Below are 22,835 nucleotides of genomic sequence, written 5' to 3'. Positions count from 1 at the left end.
TCTTTACTGTTTGTTTCTTATTTCACTTCATAAATCTTAGATAAATCTTCAAACATTGTGACAGGAATTGCTTTTGCTTCTTTTAATCCATCAAACTTTTTATCTACTGCAATAACCGCTTTCGGATACGCAATTGGTAGATAAGGTAAATCTTCTCTAGCTGTCTCTTGAATTTTATGGTATAGTTCTGCTCGTTTTGTTTTATCTGTTTCAACTGCAGCTTCTTCCCATAACTTATCAAAATCAGCGTTTTTATAACGTGCATAGTTGTATTCAGCATTACTTAAGAATAAGCTCTTATATGAATCTGGCTCAGGTCCCATTATGTAACCACCGAATGTAATATCGAATTCTTTATTCTCTTTATCTAAGCTTTTTTCACTTGCTGCACTAGCATCTAATGCATTCAGTTCAACTTCTAAGCCAACTTCTTGTAATTTTTGTTGTGTATAAAGCGCTAAGCTTTCCATAATTTTATTATTCGTTACATACATCACGCGTACTTTTTCTTTATCTTTCACGCCAGCTTTCGCTAATAAATCTTTCGCTTCTTTCTTATCATACTTATAATCTTTAATGTCTTTTGCATAATACATAGCATCCGGCGTTAAAATTGAATTTGCTGGTTCTGCAAATTGACTAGAAACGAATGCAGAGTTAATCATTTCTTTCTTATCTAACGCATGCGCAATTGCTTGGCGCACTTCTTTTTTCTTCATCAAATCTGTATTCATGTTATAAGATAAGTAGAATAATCTACCTTCTGGGAATGTCACCATTGAGAAGTTCCCAGTGCTATCTAATTTCTTAAAGTCTTGCGGCTCAATCATCTTCATGTTGATTTGACCATTTTGTAGTGAAACATTTGCTGTATTACGGTCTTTTACAACGCGGTATACGATAGAGTCTAACTTCGCTTTACCACCTACATAATCATCGAATCGATCTAATGCAACGTACTCATCTGATTTATACTCTTTAAACTTAAATGGACCTGATCCGACAGGTTGTAAGTTTTTCTTACTCTTCGCTAAATCTGCTTCCCCTTCAAATACATGTTTCGGAATTGGGAAGAAATCATTCATCACACCTTCGAAAGATGCGCTTACTTGTGGTAAAACGAATTGAACTGTTAACTCGTCTACTTTTTTCACCTCAAGCGGTTTTCCTTTAAAAACAAAGTTTTCACGACTTGAGCTATTTTGCTTCTCATCTAAAATAGATTGGAATGTAAATGCTATGTCGTCTGATGTAATTTTCTTACCATCATGCCATTTCAAATTATCTTTTAACTTCAATGTCCACGTTAATTGATCCTCTGAAGGCGTAAAGCTTTCAGCAAGAACAAACTTTTTCTTACCGTCTTCCATATGATACAGCGGTGCATATAAAGCTTGCTGCACAGTTAACGACACACGATCATTCGCATAAAGTGGATTCATCGTCTCTGGGTTATCGCTAACACCAATCGTTAACGTCCCCCCGTCTTTCGGAGTCCCTGATTTACTAGTGCCCGCTTGCTTCGAAGAATCTTTTCCTCCAGAACAAGCCGCTAATGCAATAAGTAGTATTAGGACAAATGGTAATGCAAATAATTTCCGTTTCATCTTTCGGCCCCCTCAAACTAGTTATCCCCATAAGAAAACTCGGAATTAATCCCGAGTTTTCTTATAAGTTTTAAATTACCACTACCTCTATATAAAGTCAAACTTTTTTGTAAAACTAGAAGGCTTGAAATCTATTTATGAATTCTTGCGATAAACGATATTGATGCGAAGAGCAAAATAAGTTAAAAAACTAGTAGCCTAAAAAATTTCTCTTAAATGATTGTTATATATGATCGAACATGAAGAATAAAATTAAAGACAAAAAACACATTTAGGAGGTCATCATGACATTTGATGAATTGAAAAAAACCAAACCAACAACATCATGGGTTGAGTATGATGAAGACGAGGAATTTTTCACTGAAGAAAATATAAATGCAACAAATAAGGTTCTTGACACTTACATTAACAATTTACAGCAATTAGGTGAGAATCCAACCGAAGCCGAAGTCATGCAAGTTGTTAAAGAGGTCGTTATTAAATTAAATGAACTAAATATCGAACATAACCATTTTATCGAAACAATGGAAAGAGAAGATCTCTATGAATTTATCGATGCAGCAGCACGAATAGCTGGCTTAGAATCGGAAGAAGACATAACAGAAGAATGGCGGGAATGGTAAAAAAGCTGCATATGTTGTATCTAAATTTACTCCTTCATAAAACTTTGTCCCTTATTCTCCAATTGGAAAATAAGGGACAAACAAAAATAACTCCAATAGAATCAAATACTGATATATATTAAAATCAATAATATGATTAGATTTTTTTCTAAGTTCTTCTTCTCTAACTAAAATTAATCTATTTTTCAAACTCATTTCTCTAATTAATTACCAAGGCGTTTTGAACATAAATATCTTATATTCTTTAAGATGTATATCTTTAGAGTATTAAATAAACAGAAAAACAGCCGACTCTTTGTATAAAAGTCGGCTGCTTTCTTATCATTCAAGCTCTCCCTTGCGAAGGAGTTCAACAACTACTTGTGAATGCCCTAACACTAGCTTTTGCATTACATTTGAGATGCAAAAGCACATTATAAACGCAAAGAAAAGAAAAGAAAAGAACACCACAACCCCAATACACTTTCATATACAAAAATTTATAAATCACCAAATAAAGTAACTTATCCCAAAATTAAAAAGACCACCAAAAGGCAGTCTCTCTCAAAACTCAATCCTATTCCCCACGCCGCGCTCCACCGCTCTCTCATACAAATACTTTGCAACAATAATATCCACTACCGCCAAACCAACCGATTTAAAAATAGTAATCTCTTCATCACTTTCGCGGCCTGCTTTTTCTCCGCTTATGATTTGACCAAGTTCGGCATGGATGTCGCTAGGTTTGAATAAACCTTCCTGTATCGGAACTTGAAGGTCTCCCGTTTCTTCTAATGCTGCTTCTTTTGATTCGACTACTACTTTCGTTGCGTTAGCGATGGCGTGAGATGGTAGTTCTTGCATACTTGGCCTGAATGAACCGACGGCGTTTATGTGGACGCCTTTTTGTAGTTTTTCTGAGAAGACTGGTGTGGATGCGTTCGTAGTTGTGACGATGATGTCTGCTTCACTTATTGCTTCATTTGTACTTGTGTAAACGTACGCAGGTTTATTGAATTTCTCTTGTATATATTGCGAGAATGCATACGCCTTTTCTTCTGTTCGATTGTATAAAATGACTTTTTCAATATGTCTAACTGCAAATACAGCTTCGGCAATTCCCTTTGCCTGTTCTCCTGTTCCGATAATACATAACGTTTTTGCGTTATGACGAGCTAAATGTTTTGTCGCTACTCCTGATAGGGCTCCTGTTCGAATCATCGTTAAGTAGGACCCTTCTAACAGCGCGAGCGGTTCTCCCGTTTGAAAGTCTGATAGCATCACAATCCCGTTTATCGTTTTCTTTCCTATCTTTTTGTTCTCGGGGACTACTGTTACTACTTTTAAACCAAGTGCCTCAAGCCCTTCTGCGACTGAAGGCATAATTAATGCCGTATTTTGCTCGTTCGCAAATGGTAATGAACCGCGAATTGGCGTGATTGTTCTTTCTGCGGAAAACTCTTTTAAGGCAAGCGCCGCATATGCAATGACTTCATTCATATTTACTAAGTTTCGTTGTTCGTTCGCGCTTATGACTAGCATATATTTCCACCTCCTCCTTCTATCCTAACAAAAATCCCCGATTCAAATCATCTCTCGGGTCTACAACGAACTGATGAAATCCTGTAATAAATGCATGCCCCGTTACTTTCGGAACGACAGCTTCATATGTATGTACCGCTGTTACCGACAATACTTCTCCCTCGAATTTCCCGTCAGTAATACATTCGTGGACGAAAATTTCTCCCTTTTGTAAAGCATCTTTTGCAAAAAGAGTTGCGATTCTTGCGGAAGTTCCTGTGCCGCAAGGAGAACGGTCTACTTGCCCATCAGCGAAGATTGTTACATTTCGTAACGTTGCGTCTTCCCCTTTCGGTTCATCTGAGAAAATAACGCCGTATATTCCTTTTAACCCTTCTTCAAGTGGATGCTTTACTTCCATTTTACTCTCGATGTAGTGCTTAATTTTACCGCCCCACGTTTGAATAGCAGCTAAGTCTTTAAAATCAACTTTCAAACCAAATTCTTTACTATCCACAACAGCGTAGAATGCTCCGCCAAATGCGATATCTACTTGAAATTCATAGTCATATATTTTAATAGGAACGTCTTTTTTGTATACAAATGAAGGAACATTTTCAAATGATACGGACTCTACTTCACTCCCCCTATATGTTGCGTACGCAATGACTTCCCCAGCAGGGCTATCAATAATGAACTTTTGTTTCTCACCTGTCACTTCAAACATACCTGTCTCAATTCCAACTGTAATAACAGCGATAATGCCGTGTCCACACATCGTACTCCATCCTTCATTGTGCATAAATAACACACCAAAATCAGCGTGATTACTGGCAGGCGGAGTAATGATACAACCGTACATACCGTGATGTCCTCTCGGTTCATACATAAGAACTTCGCGAAGATGATCCAAATGTTCCATGCAATATGCACGTCTTTCTAGCTGCGTTTCTCCTTTTATTTCTGGCACACCACCCGTAATAATTCGAAGCGGTTCCCCAGCTACGTGCGCATCAATTGTCGTGTACACTTTACTAACCTTCATTTCTATCGCTCCCCTACATGTTAATACTCTTTTCATTGCAAATATCATGCCAACGCATAGGGTATAAAGTGAAACTTTAATCAGTGGGGGTTTTGTTCATCTCCCACTGATTATTAGTTGAACCAATCGGGCTTTTACGGGCAGTTGATCCCCCACCTAACTTCTTTGCTTCCGCTGACTTTTGAGGTGGAGGGTCTTACTGCCCGTTAATGCGGGATAAATTTGTATACATTGTTAAAAAAAGCATACAGTACTGTCTATTTTTTTATACACGATCCGGAAGCCATTTTATGGAACCACTTGATACAACCAGTCTTATTATTTTCAATGGAAAGTTACTTCCATCCCCAACATATACTGTTCAAAAGCAAAAAGGAAGTGATCCAATGTATTACGGAACAAAAGGCTGGTACGTAGCTGAACTAAAAAAATTAGGCGTGCGTTATCATGAAGGACGCAAACTAGAAAGTTACCGCGGACACATCTTGCGCAATTTACTACTTGCACAACAAGAGAAATTAAAAGAACAGTAATATACTAATGTAACGATATCGACGATTCTCGGAATATATCAGCGATTCCACACAATATATCGGCGATTTTTTAAATTTATCGACGATTCGACATGGAATATCGACTTACCGACAAATTTCGCCAAATCCCTCCTCCATTCCACCAACCAATCACACATCAAACCACCATAAAAAAGGTCACCCAAACGGGTGACCTTTCTTCCTTATTCACAAACAAGAATTTGTCTAGAAAATGTTCCTTTTTTTGTAGTGCAACGATCTATAATTTCAAATCCTGCTTCATGAATCATATCGTCCATTGTTTCCATTGTGACAACGACTACCTTTTTAGCAATGCGGCGTGCGCTTGAAAGAATGGAGAGCTGATTTTCTGGTGTTGCGTGCGTAAATAAGTCATATGGCATGTCGATAATTGCGACGTCATAGTTCTCCGTAATCTCCTCGATCGGACCTTTCGTTATCGTCCCATCGAATCCGAAGTGCGCAATATTTTCTCTCGCTCCAATCGCAACGAGCGGGCTTATATCTCTACCAACGATGTTAATTCCCATCGAAAGAGCTTCTACTACAACCGTTCCAATGCCGCAGCACGGATCAATCGCTCTTACTCCCTCTGGATTTGGCACCGCAATATTTGCAACGGATCTTGCAACGCGTGTGCTAAGAGATGTCGAATAGCTACGTGGTTTTTTTATATGATGGTACCAAACTGGTTTACTCTCTACATAATGTCCAAAATACCAACGTCCGCCTAATGGAACAATACCAAAAGTACGCTCTGGATTGCGCACATCCGCTTCCGCATCAATACAATCCCCAATACGTCGTTCAATGATACGTCTTTCCGCATACTCTATTTTATTTTCTCCCTCAAGATCATTGATTTTCACGAAGATAACTTTAAACGTCATTTCTCCTAATTCAATTTCCTTTACTTGTTCCAAAATACTTTCTAAGTCGTCTCCTTCATACATAACCTCAACGCGTTCTTTCATAAAAGGACTTCTACTCGGGTCAATTTTGACATCACTTTTCAAAATATTAACGTGGGACTCCATTCCAAAGAACGAGCGCATTTCCAAGTAACATAAAGCACGCTCCTCCTCACGAAATGCATACGTATATATACATGCAGGTGTTTTCCTATGATTATTCAATCTATGATCATCCTCTATATCGTTATAATTACAATACTTTTTTGTATAAAATTAAATGATATCACATGCCTGAAATAAAGAGAAACGTTAATAAATAAAAGAGACTGCCTATTGGCAATCTCTTTTAATGTATTAACGGAAAGAAGATACGTTATTACCCTTTGCTTCGTAATAATCTAAAATACCTTGATAAATCGCTTCTGCTGCACTTTGCTTCTGTGCTGGTGTAGCGAGTTTATTTGCATCATCCTTATTATCTACAAATGCTAATTCTGCTAATACAGCTGGCATTGTATTATATTTTACTACGTACCAATTATCCTTTTTCACACCACGATCTTTTGTTCCAAGAGCTGCTACAAGGCGCTTTTGAATTTTTTCTGCTAATAAGCGACTGTCTTCCGTATGTGGATTCGTTGATTTTGTCGGTGCTGCTGCATAATAGAATGTTTCTGTACCGTGTCCATCTTTACCTGTAGAACCGTTACCGTGAATACTTACGAAAATATCACCATTATTTTCATTAGCAAATTCTACTCTTTTTCTTAAAGAATCACTAGAATCTACTCCTGGGCGTGTATCGTTCGTACGTGTTAACTTAACAGTAAATGGTGTCTTTTTCTCAAATAGTTTTTGTAATCGTAAAGATGTGTCTAATACGATTTCACTTTCTTTCTCGTAATACCCAACATTACCCGAGTCAATTCCACCGTGACCTGGATCAATAATAATTGCTTTACCTTCTAAGAAGTTCTCTTGTTTTACTGGGTTTAATTGATTTTTATCAACCCATTGGAAACCACTATTTGTACGGATACGAATCCAGCTATCTTTTTCTTCAATAACCGTTACTGTTTGTGCTCCATATTTCCCTAGTACTTTAGAAGAATGTGACGCTTCTGCATATGTTGTAAATCCTTCATTAATAACTTCTGTTTTTTCTTTTAAAGGTGTCCACTTCTCACCTTTGCTCGTTACAATTTTAATCCATCCATCTCGCTCTTCTTTTACTACAACTTTTTGTGGATCATGCTGCAAGTCAGTAATTCCTGATGATAATGATGGTTGATGATATGTAATGAACTTACGATCTATATACATTTCTTTCTTTGTTTCCTCTGGTTTGCTCGTATTATCATTATGTTTCTTTAGCTTGTCCGCTTTATACGTCATTTGCGCTGCTTGTTCACGCGGTATATAAAGATCTGGGCTCCAAATCGTCTTACCAGTACCAGCAGAAATCTCTAACGCTACTAAAATATTTGCTGCTTCTTTACCGAAATGACCTTCCAAATCAGTAAATTTATTCGTAATTGGGGATTGTACTAACCCTTGTAGTTTATAAGCCTTCACAAGCATAGAAGCCATTTCAGCACGCGTTACTTTTCCATCAGGATCAAATACGCCTGCTCCTCGGCCTGCAATAATATTTTCTTTTTCAATTGCTGCAATATACTGAGTTGCCCAATGATTTTTTGAATCATTAAAAGATGGTTTCCCAGCTGGATCCACTTTTAATCCAATTGCTTTCGCTATAATTGTCGCTGCTTCCGCACGTGTTAAAAGACCTTTTGGCGCAAACGTATCACTTGTCATACCGCTAATTACATCTCGCTCTACTAAATAGTAAATTGCGTCTTTTGCAAATGAGTCGTCTCGAACATCTGAAAACTTCTTTGTTTCTGCTAAACTACTAACTGGATAAGCTAGTAAACTTGCTGCTAACATACCAGCAGCGATTGCCTTGTACTTCATAAAAATTAAATCTCCTCTCAAAATCTCACGTTATACAATTCTCTTAATCAAACTAATATAAAAAATACCAATTGGAAAATAACTCCTATAATAGTTTATAACATTCTACCACTGTAGTAAATACGTTTTCTGCCTATATTATTAAAGATGAACATATAAGGAAGAATAAATATAAAAATTCAAAAAGCGATCCATTACCCACCAAATGAAAAGCTGATTAAAAATAACATTTTCAATCAGCCCTCTTTATTTTCTACGAAATTATTCTTCAATTAAATGAGACATTACATACGCATATACTAACGCTTCTGTATGAGCAATCGAACTTTCATGTGTACGCTCAAATGCATGAGAAGAATCAATACCTGCTCCAATTAATGCATGCTTCACATCAAATCCAGCTCGAATCGCAGCTGATGCATCCGATCCATAGTACGGATAAATATCTACTTTATATTCAATATTGTTCGTTTTCGCAAGCTCTACTAAATGTTTACGTAGTGCATAATGATACGGACCACTAGAGTCTTTTGCACAAATAGATACTGTATACTCGTCAGATGCTTGTCCATCACCTAGCGCTCCCATATCAACCGCTAAATATTCAACCGTTTCTTCTGGAATGTTAGAGTTACCACCGTATCCAATCTCTTCATTGTTAGAAATTAAGAAATGAGTTGTATATGGTAATGTTACGTTTTCATCTTGTAATCTCTTAATTAATTTTAATAGAATTGCAACACTTACTTTGTCATCTAAATGACGTGATTTTATGTATCCACTCTCTGTAATTTGAACGCGTGGATCAAATGAAACGAAGTCTCCTACTTCAATTCCTAATTCACGTACTTCATCAGCTGAAAATACGCGCTCATCGATACGAACCTCAATATTTTTCTCATCGCGTTTCGCTTCACCTGCATCTTTATATACATGTACAGATGTTTGATGCATTAAAATCGTTCCTGTATACGTCTTGCCACTTGATGTTTCAATTTCGCAATATTCCCCTTCTACAGAGTTCCAGCGAAATCCGCCAATCATAGAAAGACTGAGACGACCATCTGGCTTAATTTCTTTCACCATCGCACCTAACGTATCAACGTGTGCTGTTAATAAGCGATGCTGTGCATCATTTTTCCCTTTTACCGTTAAAATAAGAGCACCTTTATTGTTACGCTTCGTTTCTACATTCCACTCACTTACATAGTTTTCAATAAAACGAATAATTTTATCTGTATTTCCAGATGGACTTGGAATAGAGACAAGCTCCTTAATCAATTCCATCGTTTCTTTCGCATAATGTGCCATTGTCGTTTCCTCCTCATTTTTCCTATTATTTAGTATACCGAATTTACTATAAATCCTCTACTCATATAGCTTAATTTTCTAAATTATAGTAAAATTCACTTTAGTATATAAAAGGAGTTATACAATATGAATATATCAAAAAAATATGTACACATTGCACTCATTTGGTTTCTAGCATCATTACTTTGTTTACAAGTTTCTTATGCAGTTCATACTACTACTTCTATTACAATTGGCTGGGTATTAACAGCTATCTTCTTCATTATTAGCTTAATCGCAACAAAAAAGCATAGCGTTCGTTAATGAGTAACGCTATGCTTTCCCTACAAATCTATTCTTCTGAAACATCCAACAAGTAAATACCTCTTTCAAACCCACCGCGCTCTATCTCTTTCTGCTTACGAAGACGTTCTACATCTTCAATTGTTGCACCTTCTGCACGCGCTAATGATATGATTACTTCCAGTGCATCCGCAAGAGAATCAAGCGCATGTTCACGCTCTTTCATAGAAGCAAATTCACGAATTTCTTCTGTTCCAATTTTCGCCAAAGCTTGTATGTATGCTTGTCCTGTTAATTTTTGTGCTGTATATGTTTTTCCAGACATTAAAATCTTCTCTGGAACACGATCTCTTACTAACTTGTTATATGCTGACATCATTCATCCTCCTATGTTTAATAGCAGCCGAGCTCTGCCTTATAAAATAACCACTCTTTTTTCACACAAGCACTTAACATATCAATTCCTGATCCGTGCGCCCTTACTGCCGGAAAGAAATAATGCTCTGGTTCTTCTTTCTTCTCTCCATATAAGGTTTTGTACTCATCAGGAATCGCTTCTTTTTTCACATCCCGTTCTTTCTCCACTTCACCTGAGAAAGCAGCAATTGGATGCCCTTCAAAAAATAGTGCAGTCCGTACCGCAAGAGATGGTGTACTATGCAAAGCATAATATGTAAGTAAAATAATAACGATAACGCCAATCAATTTCTTCATTCATTACTCCTTAAAAAAAGTGCTAACACAATTATACTAAAATGTGTTAGCACTTTCTCCCCTTTATCCTAAATTAACCGGCAGTAAAACTGCCACTACACTTTATTCTCCTTTAAATACCGGTAAACGTTTTTCTAAAAATGCAGCGATGCCCTCTTTATGATCTGCTGTTTGTCTCATCGCATATTGGCCGCGTTTTTCAAGCTGCAGCGTTTGTTCTAAATTGGAGCGATTTACTTCACATAAAATTTGCTTCGTTTGAATCATCGCTTTGATTGGCTTTTGTGACCATTCACTAATTTTTTGCTTCACAGCCGTTTGGAAATCTTCGCCGATTACTTCATCAATTAAACCGATATCAAGCGCTTCTGTTGCTGATAATTTCTTTCCTTCCCAAATAATTTGCTTCGTCATATTTTCACCAACGCGCTTTTGAAGGAAGAAATGGCCGCCACCATCTGGAATTAAAGCGATTCCAATAAAGTTCATCGCAATAATTGATGATATATCTGCCATCACATAGTCAGCTGTTAGTGCAATACTTAATCCAAGACCAGCAGTTGGTCCATGAATAGCACTAATAACAAGCTTCGGCATCGTATATAAAGTCACAACGACTTCAGAAATAGTATTCATAATACCATCAAACTTGCTTTCATCATTACTTGAAAGCATCGATTTAATATCTCCACCCGCAGAAAAACCACGGCCGTTCCCGCATAACACAACAATGTGTGCAGAACTCTCCGCTACTTCTTTCAGTTTTTGTAATAACTCTTTTAACGTTGGTTCATCTAATGCATTTAACACCTCTGGGCGATTGACCATAACCGTTGCAACGTGCCCTTCATATTTCACAATGACAGATTCTGTTTTACTTGTTACTTCCATTATATATACCCCTCTTTTCTACACAAAGATTATACTTATATAATTATAGAAAGGATGTGAAAAACCCTTCTTTTTTCTTAATTTTCTGTCTAATAATCTCGTAATTTGTATATCGCCTTGCATAAAACATACAATTTCGTTGAAAAATATAGAAATTAAAGTCGGTTTATCCCGGCTCTTCATCTATTTACCATTACAATGAAATGGTGTATTCTTAAGTCTGATATAAAAATTAAATATAGAAATTCATTCCCCTTCCTATTATATAGAGGGGTGCTGAAATAAAGGAATGAAGAAATGGAGGAACATATGGTTACTAAGTTAAAACAGACGGATAACTACTTCCCGCATTTCCTACTGCTATTCATCGTGTTTCAACCAATTTTAGATTTATTAACGTCTTTTTCAATCTATGTATTACACATGAGCGCAACAGTCGGAATCGTAGTCCGTTTCGCCTTTATGCTTCTTGCATTAGGTTATCTACTTCTTCATCATAAACAACAAGGCGCGAAAAAGTACATTCTCTATTTATGTTTACTCGGAATTGCACTGGCAATCGGTCTTGTAAATAATATGATGGTTAAATCTCCAATTTCATTTGGAGAAGAAGTTAAATTTATTTTAAAGAGCATATATCCAATTGTGCTACTGTTTGGATATATTATCGTCTTTAAAGAGCTAAAAAATAAAGAATATGTGTTTCATAAAATCATTACATATTTCTTATATGCAACTTTAATTTTAAGCATCACAATGATTATCGCAATGCAAACTGGCACTGATTTCCCAAGCTATCCTCACTCAAAAATTGGCTCAAGAGGTTGGTTCTTTGCTGGAAATGATTTAAGTGCTCTCTTTGCGATTATGTTCCCAATCGTTGTCTTATATTCGATTTATAAAACAACTTCTTTCTCGAAAATATATTACTGGATTCCAACAATACTTGCGATGTATGCAAGTATTATGGTCGGAACAAAAGTTGGATATGGTGCAATTGTGCTAACATTAGGCGTAGCACTTTTATTCTCGTTCATTGAATATATGATAAACCGTAAAAAAGAAAAAAAAGGATTCACATATCTTGTAAACACCATCGTTGCAGCAGTTGTACTAGGAGGTTTAATTGTTCTTACACCGCATACTCCTATCGCAAAAAATATGGGAATCCACATGCAAATATACGAATACAAAAAATCAGTACAAGAAGAACAAGATAAAAAAGAAGGAAAAGTAATTAAAGAAAATCCAGAGGATGCAAAAAAACACGCAAAAGGTGAACTAACAGACTCTGAAGTGAAGAGTTTAATTTATAGTGATCGGGACAAATTCTTAAAAGTATACAAACAATACTATAAAGAAGCACCATTATCCCAAAAACTATTCGGAATGGGCTACGCTGGTAACTATACAACGAAAGTGAAGCTAGTCGAAATGGATTTCCACGACCTATTCTTTGCATTCGGAATTGTCGGCTTCCTTATGTATTTACTGCCGCTTCTTTATTTCGGTATAAAAATATTCATTCGCTTGATCACAAACTTCAAGAAACTATTTAGCGTAAAACACATGCTACTAGCTAGCACACTCGTCCTATCGCTCGGAATCGGCTTTATGTCCGGCCACGTATTAACAGCACCAGCCGTAAGTATATTCTTTACTGTCATACTTGCTTATATGGTTGTTGATTTGGAAATTGAATAACATTGAAATGCCATGCCCCTATTTTAAGGGCATGGCATTTTTTCTCCTTGTATGTTTACTTCTTATAACAATCAAACAGCATAAGTCCCCTGCTCGCAAATAACTGAATCATATAGAAAAACCCTTTCAGGAATTCTCCTGAAAGGGTTTTTCGTCAATAACAGATATACTATCTATTATTATTTTTGAACAATAGCAGTTGATGCAGTTACGTTACCAAGTGATAATTGGTTACCTGCAGCATCTGTAATTTTAATGCCGTCTGGATTAGCTGAACCTTTTGCTACTACACTAATTGTTGCAGCTTGAGCAACGTTTAGCTCTTTTGCAGTTGTTAAGTAAACAACGTTAGCTTCATCTGCGCCGCCATGTTTAATACCAGCAATTGCAGCATCGTTACCATTTACAACAACTTTTAAGTCATTGATAAATTGAGCGTCATTTTCATTGAATGCTTCAATGTTCTCATCAAATGTAACTTTGATTGTTTTTGAAACGTCAGCTTCGTTATTAGCTTTCACATAAACAGCGCTTGCTAATTTTGGAGCTGTGTTATCGCCGAATTTAATTAAATCTTCAACTGGAGCTTTTGTTTGAGCGTTAGCTACTACTTTGCTTCCAGATGCAGTTAATACGTTTGTGCTAATTGTGAACTTAGCAGATTGATCTTTTGAGAAATAATTTTTTGGTAAAGAAATCTTAACAGTCTTTTTGTTACCAACGAATTCTGCAGTTGTACCTGTTGGTAATGCTTTACCGTCAATTTTGTAATTCTCTACATCTTTCGCGTTACCACTCATGTCTTGTGTATAGTTGATAGTGATTACATCACCAGCAATTGTAATAATTCCTTTGTCCATCTCTACAACAGGTGTTACAATACCTGTTTTACCAACAGTTGTAATAAATGCTTCGTTGCTGTTTGTGTTTACAGAGTAAGAAGCTAATTCATTATCTTTTGCAAACTTAATAGCACCAGCTTTTAATTCTACTGTGTAAGAATCGTCTTTTAATTCAACGTTGTTTTTAGGAGTAACTTTTAATACGTCACCTTCAGCTACGAAAGTAGATTCTACAACTACGCCACCTTTGTCACGTACTACGATTTGTTCTGGTTTATTTACATCAATTTTACCATCGAATTTAACTTCTAAAGTATTTCCGTTGATTTTGTTTAAGCTATCAGTAGCTACTTTTGGTGTAGCAGTATCAGCAGCTAAAGAAACGCTCATATCAACTGGTTTACCAAGTAAGTTTACTCCATCTTTGAAGTTTTTAAGGTTAACACTTAAGTCAACTTTCTTTTCACTACCTGCATATAATGGGTTAAGATCTCCATTTGCATTTTCTTTAATAGAAACGATGTATGAAGTTGAATCTTTTAGATCTTTTGTAAATTGTACTTCACCAGCGTTACCTGGAGTACCGTATCCCGCTGTTTTGAACGTGTAGTTACCTTTTTTCACAGTTACTTCAGGGTGTTGGCTTAACGGCTCAGAGAATGTAACTTTGAAAGTACGGCTGTTAATAGCTTTTAATTCTTTCACTTCTGGTGCTGTTGTATCAGCAGCTACAGTGTATTTTGTTGTTAAGATTGAAGATGTATTAGGGTTCTTTGCTAATGTATCTTTTGCATCGTATACAACTACTTCATGATCACCTTTAGCGAAGATACTATCTTTTCCTTCAACTTTAGCAGTAGTTAAAGTGTATACACCTGGAGTTTCACTTGCAGTTTTTGCTTCTGTAAGCTCAACGCCATCAATTTTAACTTTTGCATCTGTTTGCACAGGTTTGTTGAAAGTTAATTCAACTGCGCCACCAACAACGCGTGCACCTAATAATTCTGGAGCTACTGAGTCAGAGAATGTTTTTTCTGTATCAAGGTATTTTTCTACAGGTTTTAAGTCAGCACCTAATACGCCTGTAGTTGAGTGTACTGCATATTTGTCAGAGTTAGCAAATGCTTTGCCAGCTACTAATTTGAAAGTTACGCTCTTACCATCTTTTGAAAGAACACCTTTCTTATTAGTGTTTCCTAAGAAATCTTCAGATTTTAAGTTAACACCATTTTGTTTGAAAATGTAGTTAGCTTCGTCAATTGCAGTTTTTTCATTTACTGGTTTTGTAAATGTAACTTTAATTTCTTGAGCGTTGATTGCACTTACAGATTCAACTTTAGCTTCTGTTTTTACTTTCGGGCTATATGTCATTGCATTGTAGATGAACTGAGCAGCTTGCTCACGAGTTACAACACCGTTTGGATTGTATTTGCCTTCACCTTCACCAGATACGATACCTAGGCTTGCAAGAGTTTCAATTGAAGATTTTGCAGTTGCCCAAGATAAACCGTCGATGTCACTGAAAGTTTGTTTGTTTTCTTCATCAGCTTTGAAACCGTATGCGTTAACAAGAAGCTGTGCCATTTGTGCACGAGTTAATTTCTCGTCTGGACCGAATTTATTGTCGCCTAAACCAGCCATGATTTTGTTAGCTTCAGCAGCTGCGATGAATTTAGCATAAATGCTGTTTTCTGGTACATCTGTGAATGGAGTTTTCGTTGAACCAGGTTCAATACCTTTTGCTTTTACCATGAAAGTAGCTACTTGAGCACGAGTTACATCTTCACCAAATCCGAATACACCATTACCTGTACCTACGATAATACCTTGTGCAGCCATAGAGTTGATCGCTTTTGCAGACCAATGTTCTTTAGGAACGTCTTTAAATGCGCCCTCTTCTGCTGCTGTAGCAACTGGTGCTACTACTCCTGCTACCATTGCAGCTGTCATTGTACCAGCCATTAATTTGTTAAAAGACTTATTTTTTGCCATTGATTTATTTCCTCCTTGAGAAATATAATACTAGCTTTAGAAATATGTATTTGAAAAACTAGTGATTTACTAAATTCATATATTAATTTACAAACACTTTTTGAAGAATAGTAATTTATCAGCCATAATAAATACTATCTTTTTCCAAAAAGTTAAACCATGTATATAATACGTCATAATTCTTTTTTTTAAAAGAATTATTTATCGCATAATTCGACAAATTTATAATGTTTGTCGAATTATATATTTATCAACTTTTCTAATATGTAAACGTATATACATCGCTTGTATTTAATATACAAATAGCATTATAGCACATAATATAAATGAAATGACAATTTATACTTTTTAAAATTATCGACAACCTTCGACAATAATGCGCTTTATTTTTATTATTTTGTCGAATTATTTGTTATTAATTTCTATAAAGTGGTATTATATTCATATAAATGTTATTATATGGAATTTTTTTATTCGACAAACAAAAAGACTGATCATCTCGGTGATCAGTCTTTTTATTTGTTCTTTATTAGTGTTTTACGTACTCTACATTTTCTTTTACAACATACGCTTCATTTACAGCAGGATCATCAGAAATGATTTTAACCCATGCTTGTCCATTTATCATTTCTTCGCCTGTAATCGTAACAACTTTATTTGCCGCTAAGTTATACAGTCTTTCATTCGACGTACGAGGATCTTTTTTCGCTTCCACCTTATTCGTTACACGAGCAAGTTTATATTTGTTGTACTCTTTTTTACCTAAGTACGAATCAAAACGGAACATATGCCCTGCTACTTTTTTACCCCAGTTTGCATCAGATGCATATTTCATATTTAAACCGCTAGCTTTATCACCTGTATATGTTGCAGTATAACGCCAATGACCTGGATTTAAATATCCTTCATTCATATATACTTTTGCCGCATGTTCAATACAATCTTCTTTTGAATTAAATGTTAGACCGTTACCAAACGGACTATTATCTGTTGCATTTAAGCCAAATAAATTATTTTTTTCTCGTGCAAGCCTACTTGTCCCAAAATCACTCTCATGAGCTGCTAATGAATATAGGAATAATGCATTTACATTATACTTGCTTTCTACTTCTTTAAATTTCGCACCTAAACCGATTAATGGAGAATCTGCTTTAACTGATTTTATATAACTATCTAACTGTTCTGCCGTGTACTCTGTTTTCGTACGTAATGATACGTAATTAAAATATTGGTAAAACGTTTCATTTCCGAATGTTTTTCCATCTACACTATACATTGATTGTCCCTGCTTCATGAACGAAGGGGCTGCACCAAATCTATATTCTGTATATCCAGGTGAACTTGTATTATATGTGAAATATCTGTGATATAAATATCCATCTGATTTTACGTAATAAGATGACTTTTTCATTTCATTTTCAGGAATTAACGTGACTTCATTTTTCTTTACATAACCTGTTAAATCAGAGAGTTGTACTTTCACACGATCTTCTCCAACTTCTAACACTTTAAATTCCGTTCCATACTGAATGTACGTATATACTGTTTGTAAATTATCACCGTACACATTAATTGTATCTCCAGAAATTTGCTTCGCACTTGCAAAGCCATCTTTAATCCATACGTATTCATTTTCATACTTCACTGCATTGATGCCTTTATTTTGCGCAGCTGTAACAGCTTCTTTGTATGTAGTGTAACGCTCTACTATTTTCCCTGCGTCATTTAACAATACATAATTCTTTGTTTCTACAGGCGTTTCTCCTCCGCTGTTACCAATTTTATCAAGCATTAAGTTCAGCATCGCTGAAGCCATACCTCTTGTCGCTGATAAATGCGGTCTAAACGTATTATCTTCTGGATAACCTTTAATAATCCCCGTAGCTACCATAACTTGTACATGTTCTTTATAGTTAATACGATTCGTATCAGCAAATGTAAGCGGACTTACAGTTACGTTAACCTTTTTATAATCTAGCGCCTGTTTTACCATTACGGCCATTTCTTCACGTGTAATCACATCATTTGGTGCAAAAGTCTCAGGACTACGCCCTTTAATAATTCCCGCTCCGAATGCTCTACTTACGCCGTCATATAAGCCATATGATTTTGGCACATCATTAAAATTTGAATCTGCTTGCGGAAGTTGCAGGGCTTTCGCTACTAATGTAGCAAACTCTGCTCTCGTTATCTCTTTGTCAGGTAAATATACATTATTTCCATACCCTGACATGATTCCTTTATTAATAAGAGTACGCATATGCTGCTCAAATAGATGACCTGTAATATCATCACTCGCTGCATAACTTGAAATAGGCGTTAAAAGGAATGCCCCCGTTAATGCAACTGCTGTAATACCTTTTGAAAATTTTTTCACGGTTATGTAATCCTCCTCGTAATCTACGAATTTATCATTCCAACACCGATTATATACTAATTATATAAACATGATAAACAAAAATTAGCATACAACCTTTTTAAAATAAGCATTTTATTATATTGAAATATTATATATCCTACTAATCTTCCTATAAACTCCATTCCTTTTACAACCGCGAAATCCTTTATGATATAATGACGTAGTTATTTCTGTTTATATAGAAATAACTACAAAGATATTACATACTACGGAGGATCATTATGCCTAGATTATATGCATTTGCATTTAAAGCACTGCAAATATTAACATTGTTATTTTTTGTAATGACTCTTATATACTCATTGCAATTTTTAATAACTGAACCGAAGTACGATCATCCCTATTTCCTTATAGTGGCACTTATAGTCATTCTAATCGGGATCATATTCATGTCTATCATCGTGAATCGGTTTTTCACTCAAACACAATTTATCATATTTATTTGTCTACTAGTATTCACACTTCGTCTTGCATGGGTGTTAACAGTTCAAACAAATGTCGTACAAGATTTCGCACAAATGTATAACGGCGCCGTTGATGCTGCAAATAACAATTTCTCATTCGCGGACACAGCATATTTTACTACTTGGGTATATCAATTAGGCTTTACAATGTACCAAGCTGGTGTGATCAAATTGTTTGGCGAAGGTGTACTAGCAATTAAATTATTAAACATACTATACTGCACTGGTATCACGTACTTTATATATCGCATAGCTACACATCTATTTAACGAATTTAGCGGTAGAGTTGCCGCACTTATTTTCGCAACGTACATTCCTAACATTATGATGACTTCTGTACTAACAAATCAGCATCTCGCAACATTTCTATTCTACGGTGGTTTTTATCTTCTCGTAAAAAAAGGAATCTCGCATTCATATACGTGGATATTTGTTAGTATTCTTATTGCATTTGGCGATATTATGAGACCAATTGGTATTGTTATTTTACTAGCTCTCATTCTTTTCTTACTAATCACTCATATAATTGGTGATAAGAAACTGAATAAAAAAATGGTTGTATCAAAGCTCATTGGTATGATTGGCATTTATTATATCGTGCATTTCATCTTTAGCTATTCATTAATTGCTACAGGGGTTACACAATATCCATTATCTAGTCGAGACCCTTATTGGAAATTTGTAGTTGGATTCAACCCTGAAACAACAGGTGGATTTTCTTTCCCTGACCATAAACTTGTTTTTCAATATCCGATTGGAGAGGAACGTTTCGAAATTGAAAAACAGCTCATTAAAGAAAGAACTTCTGATAAAGGACAACTATTATTGTTATTCAAAGATAAATTTAAAATTATGTGGGGAGATTATGACGCAGCCATTTATTGGGGACTAGAAGGACATCCAAAACCCGAATTATCAAAATTACTGTGGACGTTAGAAAAATTATGTTACGTAAGCATTTGCATATTCGCTTGCATAGCTTCTATCAAAACGCTAAAAGAACAACGAAATAAAACGTTACTGTTCTTCTCATTATTAATTTTAGGTTACGCAGGTGTGCACTTCTTCATTGAAATTCAATCGCGCTATCGCTACTTTATCATCCCGACGTTTATGATCATACAAGGTTACGGTGTCTATCTCGTTACACAATATATAAAAGAAAGATTCCAACGTAAAGAAATACACTAACAAAAAACACTCTACTTTTTCTGTAGAGTGTTTTTTTCTATATGATAAATAATTTTCTTAGCCGCTTTTTCTCCTTGCAGTTGCAGCTCATCTACTCTTCTTTGCAGAGATTGCTGTATCTCTTCATATTGCATCACTTGCCTCTTCGCAATTTTATATAGATCTTCTGCACTCCAGTCTCCATCCACACTTCCTATAACCGGTTGATTCACTTGTCTTAAAAATGAATCGATTTTTGGATCGTATGAAATTCCAACCATCGGTGTTTTCGCGACAGCCGAAAAAATAAGGGCGTGAAGACGCATACCAATTAAAAGAGAACACTCTGATAAAATAGATATTTTTTCATCAATATCCATTTTATATGGAAGCATATACGTCTCTTCTCCCATTAAATCCACTACATCACGCGAAGCATTTTGATCAAACGGACCATGCATCGGGACAAATAAAATTTGGTATCCTTCTTGCTTTAATTTTTTTAAAGCCATCGCTAACTTTTTTATATAATCTTCTTTTGCATTCCAGTGACGCACACTCACTGCAATTATTTTCCCATGCAAAGAATGTTTTTGTAGCCAATCTGATTGTTTTTTTCGTTTCCATGTTAAAACTGGATCTGGAACAAGTTCAATATCCCTTTTCATGCCAAGTTCCTTTAAGTATAAAAATGAATCCTCATCTCGAACTGATATATATGTCGCTTTCGACAAATGCCATTTCACTAATAGTCGATTATGCCTTTTTGTAATCGGACCTATTCCTTGTGAATAAATGTAATACGGTTTTTTTAATATACGAGCAAACCCCATAATACCCGTATAATATAAAATACTTTTTACACTCGTTTTATCTTGGAGGAGGCTCCCTCCGCCACTAATAAGTCCGTCACTTTTTTTTATTGCATCATAAACCGATTTGATACTCCAACGATCCACCGCTTCTACTCCGTACATTTTCCTTGTATAGTCAGGGTCATTTGACAGCACAACGAGTTCAATATTCGGATTCTCTTTATGTAACGATTCAATAATCGATTGTAGAATAGCTTCGTCTCCAACGTTATAAAAACCATAATATCCTGATAAAACTAACCGCACTCTTAATCTCCTCCAACATTTGGTAACCAACCATTTCATCCATTATTGGCACCAACTCCTTACCTAAAAAAGCATCATCACAATAAGCCCGTCCGAATTCCAATCCTTACATTTCGTAGTTCTATATTTATTTTTTCAAAAATGGTATTTGTTTTTTTGATATCCAGTTTAATTTCAAAGCACATACCGCATACAAAATGATTGCAATAGCAAGTGCTACGCCACTATATAATAACGCAATAATTCTTGAAGATGTAACATCTATTATAGTAGATAGTTCATATAGTCCGAATCCTAAAATACAAGATACACCTATTACAATAAAAAATCTTCCTATGTGAACAGAATAGGAAAGATATTTTCGAATGTACAGATGATTTACGATACAGATTAACACATATATAATCAATGTACTATACGCCGCTCCATCTATACCAAACTTTTTTGTTAATACTATGTTTAATAAACATTTCACAAAACTTGCACCGATAACAATCCACGCAGCTTGGGCAGAGCGGTTAATTCCTTGTAAAACTCCTATTGATAATACCATAACCGATGTGAAATACGAACTACCAATCATAACAGCTAACATACTGCTTCCTTTCGCATCTGTAAACAATCCCACATTTAACGGAACCGCTAATGCAATTAACCAGATTGTTAACGGGGCTGTTAGCACATGCATAAGTGAGTTCGTATTTTGGACTGTCATTTTTGCTAAATTCATATCTTTTTTTGCTAGTGCAGACGTTAATAATGGTATTAATGGAAATACAATTGCGCTTGCGAAAACAACAATTAATTGTGTAAATGCAGAACCGCGGCTATATATACCAAATTGCGATTGAATTTCGGCTGACGATCCTTGCAGCACGTGCGGTACTGTTAGCGAATCCACCAAATTTAAAAGCGGCATGGATAAAGCTCCAATAGCAATCGGAATAGATACTTGCAATATTTTCTTTCCATCTTTTTTCAAATCTTGTAGTGAATACGAGTTGCTCTTATATCGGTATGAACTTTTATTGTACGTCATACGTAAATATATAAGTGAACTTATTACCCCAAGAAAAGATCCAACCATGGCCCCACTAGTAATGATAGTACTACTTTCATTCCAATATACTAATATATAAGCGATGATTAACATAAAAAATACTCGTACAAATTGCTCAATGACTTGTGATATCCCTGTCGGCTTCATATCACCGAACCCTTGAAAATACCCTCGATAAACTGCCATATATGGTGCAACGAGTAAAGCCAATGACGTAACCAGTAAGGGCACCCTCGTTTCTTGTCCACCAAGCATACTTGCAATTTCAGTAGAAAATAACACGATCACTAGACATCCAAATGTTCCAAATACCATCCCTATAATTGATGCCGATTTAAATAATTTCGCAATTTCTTTCTGCTTATTTTTTTCATTCAACTCTGCAATCAATTTTGAAATTGCCAATGGGACACCAGCTACTGATAAGGTAAGGGCAATCATATATACAGGAAATACAAGGCGAAAAATACCAAGCACTTCATCTCCTGCAATATTTTGTAACGGAATTTGAAAAAAACTACCAAGCAATTTCGACAAAAAAGTTGTAATTGTTAAAATTGCTGCACCTTTTACAAACTTCTTATTCATGTACCTTCTCTTTTCTTTTATACATATATTCTTAAGCGTATTGTTTTGAATTATAGA

The 22,835-nt window shown here is 35.6% G+C and carries 18 protein-coding genes and 1 pseudogene; 5 read left to right on the top strand and 14 right to left on the bottom strand.

Features of this window, described 5'->3' with window-relative positions; genetic code table 11:
* Positions 1 to 17: 17 nt before the first annotated feature.
* Positions 18 to 1,607 carry an ABC transporter substrate-binding protein gene (locus MKY00_RS04730; RefSeq protein WP_016716608.1) on the bottom strand — a complete coding sequence of 530 codons (1,590 nt, stop codon included), beginning with the start codon at positions 1,605 to 1,607 and terminating at the stop codon, positions 18 to 20.
* Between the two features lie 284 nt (positions 1,608 to 1,891).
* Here MKY00_RS04730 and MKY00_RS04725 point away from each other — a divergent pair, with 284 nt between their 5' ends.
* Entirely contained in the window at positions 1,892 to 2,230 is a 339-nt protein-coding gene (locus tag MKY00_RS04725; protein WP_016716607.1) for a hypothetical protein, read from the top strand.
* 321 nt (positions 2,231 to 2,551) lie between these two features.
* Here the strand turns inward: MKY00_RS04725 and MKY00_RS30165 are convergent.
* The 3 genes and pseudogenes from MKY00_RS30165 to MKY00_RS04715 all read right to left on the bottom strand — a co-directional run.
* Positions 2,552 to 2,632, bottom strand: a pseudogene (locus MKY00_RS30165) (hypothetical protein); the annotation flags it as partial.
* 141 nt (positions 2,633 to 2,773) lie between these two features.
* Positions 2,774 to 3,751 carry an ornithine cyclodeaminase family protein gene (locus tag MKY00_RS04720; RefSeq protein WP_016716605.1) on the bottom strand — a complete coding sequence of 326 codons (978 nt, stop codon included), beginning with the start codon at positions 3,749 to 3,751 and terminating at the stop codon, positions 2,774 to 2,776.
* Between the two features lie 19 nt (positions 3,752 to 3,770).
* A complete protein-coding gene (locus MKY00_RS04715) occupies positions 3,771 to 4,823 on the bottom strand; it encodes a proline racemase family protein (RefSeq protein ID WP_175574665.1) in 1,053 nt (350 codons plus the stop codon).
* A gap of 242 nt (positions 4,824 to 5,065) precedes the next feature.
* Here MKY00_RS04715 and MKY00_RS04710 point away from each other — a divergent pair, with 242 nt between their 5' ends.
* Entirely contained in the window at positions 5,066 to 5,308 is a 243-nt protein-coding gene (locus tag MKY00_RS04710) for a YflJ family protein (protein ID WP_016716603.1), read from the top strand.
* A 203-nt stretch (positions 5,309 to 5,511) separates the two neighbouring features.
* On the opposite strand, the gene MKY00_RS04705 is transcribed toward MKY00_RS04710, so the two are convergent.
* From MKY00_RS04705 to MKY00_RS04695, 3 genes are all read right to left on the bottom strand, one after another.
* On the bottom strand, positions 5,512 to 6,465 hold the full coding sequence (locus MKY00_RS04705) for a TRM11 family SAM-dependent methyltransferase (protein ID WP_001059298.1): 954 nt from the start codon (positions 6,463 to 6,465) through the stop codon (positions 5,512 to 5,514).
* Between the two features lie 132 nt (positions 6,466 to 6,597).
* The gene (locus MKY00_RS04700; RefSeq protein ID WP_016716602.1) at positions 6,598 to 8,220 is read right to left on the bottom strand and encodes an N-acetylmuramoyl-L-alanine amidase; all 1,623 of its coding nucleotides are present in this window, start codon (positions 8,218 to 8,220) and stop codon (positions 6,598 to 6,600) included.
* A 261-nt stretch (positions 8,221 to 8,481) separates the two neighbouring features.
* Positions 8,482 to 9,531, bottom strand: coding sequence for a M42 family metallopeptidase (locus MKY00_RS04695; protein WP_016716601.1), 1,050 nt, complete (start codon positions 9,529 to 9,531; stop codon positions 8,482 to 8,484).
* Positions 9,532 to 9,657: 126 nt separating this feature from the next.
* On the opposite strand from MKY00_RS04695, the gene MKY00_RS04690 reads away from it, so the two are divergent.
* On the top strand, positions 9,658 to 9,834 hold the full coding sequence (locus tag MKY00_RS04690; protein ID WP_001027096.1) for a hypothetical protein: 177 nt from the start codon (positions 9,658 to 9,660) through the stop codon (positions 9,832 to 9,834).
* Positions 9,835 to 9,862: 28 nt separating this feature from the next.
* Here the strand turns inward: MKY00_RS04690 and MKY00_RS04685 are convergent, their stop codons facing one another.
* The 3 genes from MKY00_RS04685 to MKY00_RS04675 form a co-directional block, all read right to left on the bottom strand.
* Positions 9,863 to 10,189: a nucleoside triphosphate pyrophosphohydrolase gene (locus tag MKY00_RS04685; protein ID WP_001277353.1), complete on the bottom strand. Its 327-nt coding sequence runs from the start codon at positions 10,187 to 10,189 to the stop codon at positions 9,863 to 9,865.
* A 17-nt stretch (positions 10,190 to 10,206) separates the two neighbouring features.
* Positions 10,207 to 10,527 carry a hypothetical protein gene (locus tag MKY00_RS04680; RefSeq protein WP_016716600.1) on the bottom strand — a complete coding sequence of 107 codons (321 nt, stop codon included), beginning with the start codon at positions 10,525 to 10,527 and terminating at the stop codon, positions 10,207 to 10,209.
* A gap of 102 nt (positions 10,528 to 10,629) precedes the next feature.
* Positions 10,630 to 11,418, bottom strand: coding sequence for an enoyl-CoA hydratase (locus tag MKY00_RS04675; protein WP_016716599.1), 789 nt, complete (start codon positions 11,416 to 11,418; stop codon positions 10,630 to 10,632).
* 309 nt (positions 11,419 to 11,727) lie between these two features.
* Here MKY00_RS04675 and MKY00_RS04670 point away from each other — a divergent pair, with 309 nt between their 5' ends.
* A complete protein-coding gene (locus MKY00_RS04670; RefSeq protein ID WP_016716598.1) occupies positions 11,728 to 13,122 on the top strand; it encodes an O-antigen ligase family protein in 1,395 nt (464 codons plus the stop codon).
* A 179-nt stretch (positions 13,123 to 13,301) separates the two neighbouring features.
* On the opposite strand, the gene MKY00_RS04665 is transcribed toward MKY00_RS04670, so the two are convergent.
* A complete protein-coding gene (locus MKY00_RS04665; protein ID WP_016716597.1) occupies positions 13,302 to 15,956 on the bottom strand; it encodes an S-layer homology domain-containing protein in 2,655 nt (884 codons plus the stop codon).
* A 529-nt stretch (positions 15,957 to 16,485) separates the two neighbouring features.
* A complete protein-coding gene (locus MKY00_RS04660; RefSeq protein WP_016716596.1) occupies positions 16,486 to 18,333 on the bottom strand; it encodes an S-layer homology domain-containing protein in 1,848 nt (615 codons plus the stop codon).
* A 263-nt stretch (positions 18,334 to 18,596) separates the two neighbouring features.
* Here MKY00_RS04660 and MKY00_RS04655 point away from each other — a divergent pair, with 263 nt between their 5' ends.
* Positions 18,597 to 20,030 (top strand): glycosyltransferase family 39 protein, encoded by a 1,434-nt coding sequence (locus MKY00_RS04655; protein ID WP_016716595.1) that lies wholly within the window; start codon positions 18,597 to 18,599, stop codon positions 20,028 to 20,030.
* Positions 20,031 to 20,041: 11 nt separating this feature from the next.
* Here MKY00_RS04655 and csaB read toward each other — a convergent pair whose 3' ends face one another.
* Together csaB and MKY00_RS04645 are read right to left on the bottom strand one after the other, a co-directional pair.
* The gene (csaB, locus tag MKY00_RS04650; protein WP_016716594.1) at positions 20,042 to 21,130 is read right to left on the bottom strand and encodes a polysaccharide pyruvyl transferase CsaB; all 1,089 of its coding nucleotides are present in this window, start codon (positions 21,128 to 21,130) and stop codon (positions 20,042 to 20,044) included.
* A gap of 127 nt (positions 21,131 to 21,257) precedes the next feature.
* Entirely contained in the window at positions 21,258 to 22,778 is a 1,521-nt protein-coding gene (locus tag MKY00_RS04645; protein ID WP_016716593.1) for a putative polysaccharide biosynthesis protein, read from the bottom strand.
* Positions 22,779 to 22,835 lie beyond the last annotated feature (57 nt).

It is taken from the genome of Bacillus sp. FSL R9-9834, from assembly GCF_038006905.1.
GTDB lineage: Bacteria > Bacillota > Bacilli > Bacillales > Bacillaceae_G > Bacillus_A > Bacillus_A pacificus.
Note: the sequence above shows the minus strand (reverse complement) of the source record. Positions and strands in the feature narration are given on the sequence as shown.

Excerpts from the sequence above, each read along its gene's own strand:
- MKY00_RS04725 (WP_016716607.1), top strand. The coding sequence starts at position 1,892 with ATGACATTTGATGAATTGAAAAAAACCAAACCAACAACATCATGGGTT.
- MKY00_RS04665 (WP_016716597.1), bottom strand. The coding sequence starts at position 15,956 with ATGGCAAAAAATAAGTCTTTTAACAAATTAATGGCTGGTACAATGACA.
- MKY00_RS04730 (WP_016716608.1), bottom strand. The coding sequence starts at position 1,607 with ATGAAACGGAAATTATTTGCATTACCATTTGTCCTAATACTACTTATT.
- MKY00_RS04720 (WP_016716605.1), bottom strand. The coding sequence starts at position 3,751 with ATGCTAGTCATAAGCGCGAACGAACAACGAAACTTAGTAAATATGAAT.
- MKY00_RS04695 (WP_016716601.1), bottom strand. The coding sequence starts at position 9,531 with ATGGCACATTATGCGAAAGAAACGATGGAATTGATTAAGGAGCTTGTC.
- MKY00_RS04680 (WP_016716600.1), bottom strand. The coding sequence starts at position 10,527 with ATGAAGAAATTGATTGGCGTTATCGTTATTATTTTACTTACATATTAT.
- MKY00_RS04715 (WP_175574665.1), bottom strand. The coding sequence starts at position 4,823 with ATGATATTTGCAATGAAAAGAGTATTAACATGTAGGGGAGCGATAGAA.
- MKY00_RS04670 (WP_016716598.1), top strand. The coding sequence starts at position 11,728 with ATGGTTACTAAGTTAAAACAGACGGATAACTACTTCCCGCATTTCCTA.
- MKY00_RS04675 (WP_016716599.1), bottom strand. The coding sequence starts at position 11,418 with ATGGAAGTAACAAGTAAAACAGAATCTGTCATTGTGAAATATGAAGGG.
- MKY00_RS04710 (WP_016716603.1), top strand. The coding sequence starts at position 5,066 with ATGGAACCACTTGATACAACCAGTCTTATTATTTTCAATGGAAAGTTA.
- MKY00_RS04655 (WP_016716595.1), top strand. The coding sequence starts at position 18,597 with ATGCCTAGATTATATGCATTTGCATTTAAAGCACTGCAAATATTAACA.
- MKY00_RS04700 (WP_016716602.1), bottom strand. The coding sequence starts at position 8,220 with ATGAAGTACAAGGCAATCGCTGCTGGTATGTTAGCAGCAAGTTTACTA.
- MKY00_RS04685 (WP_001277353.1), bottom strand. The coding sequence starts at position 10,189 with ATGTCAGCATATAACAAGTTAGTAAGAGATCGTGTTCCAGAGAAGATT.
- MKY00_RS04690 (WP_001027096.1), top strand. The coding sequence starts at position 9,658 with ATGAATATATCAAAAAAATATGTACACATTGCACTCATTTGGTTTCTA.
- MKY00_RS04645 (WP_016716593.1), bottom strand. The coding sequence starts at position 22,778 with ATGAATAAGAAGTTTGTAAAAGGTGCAGCAATTTTAACAATTACAACT.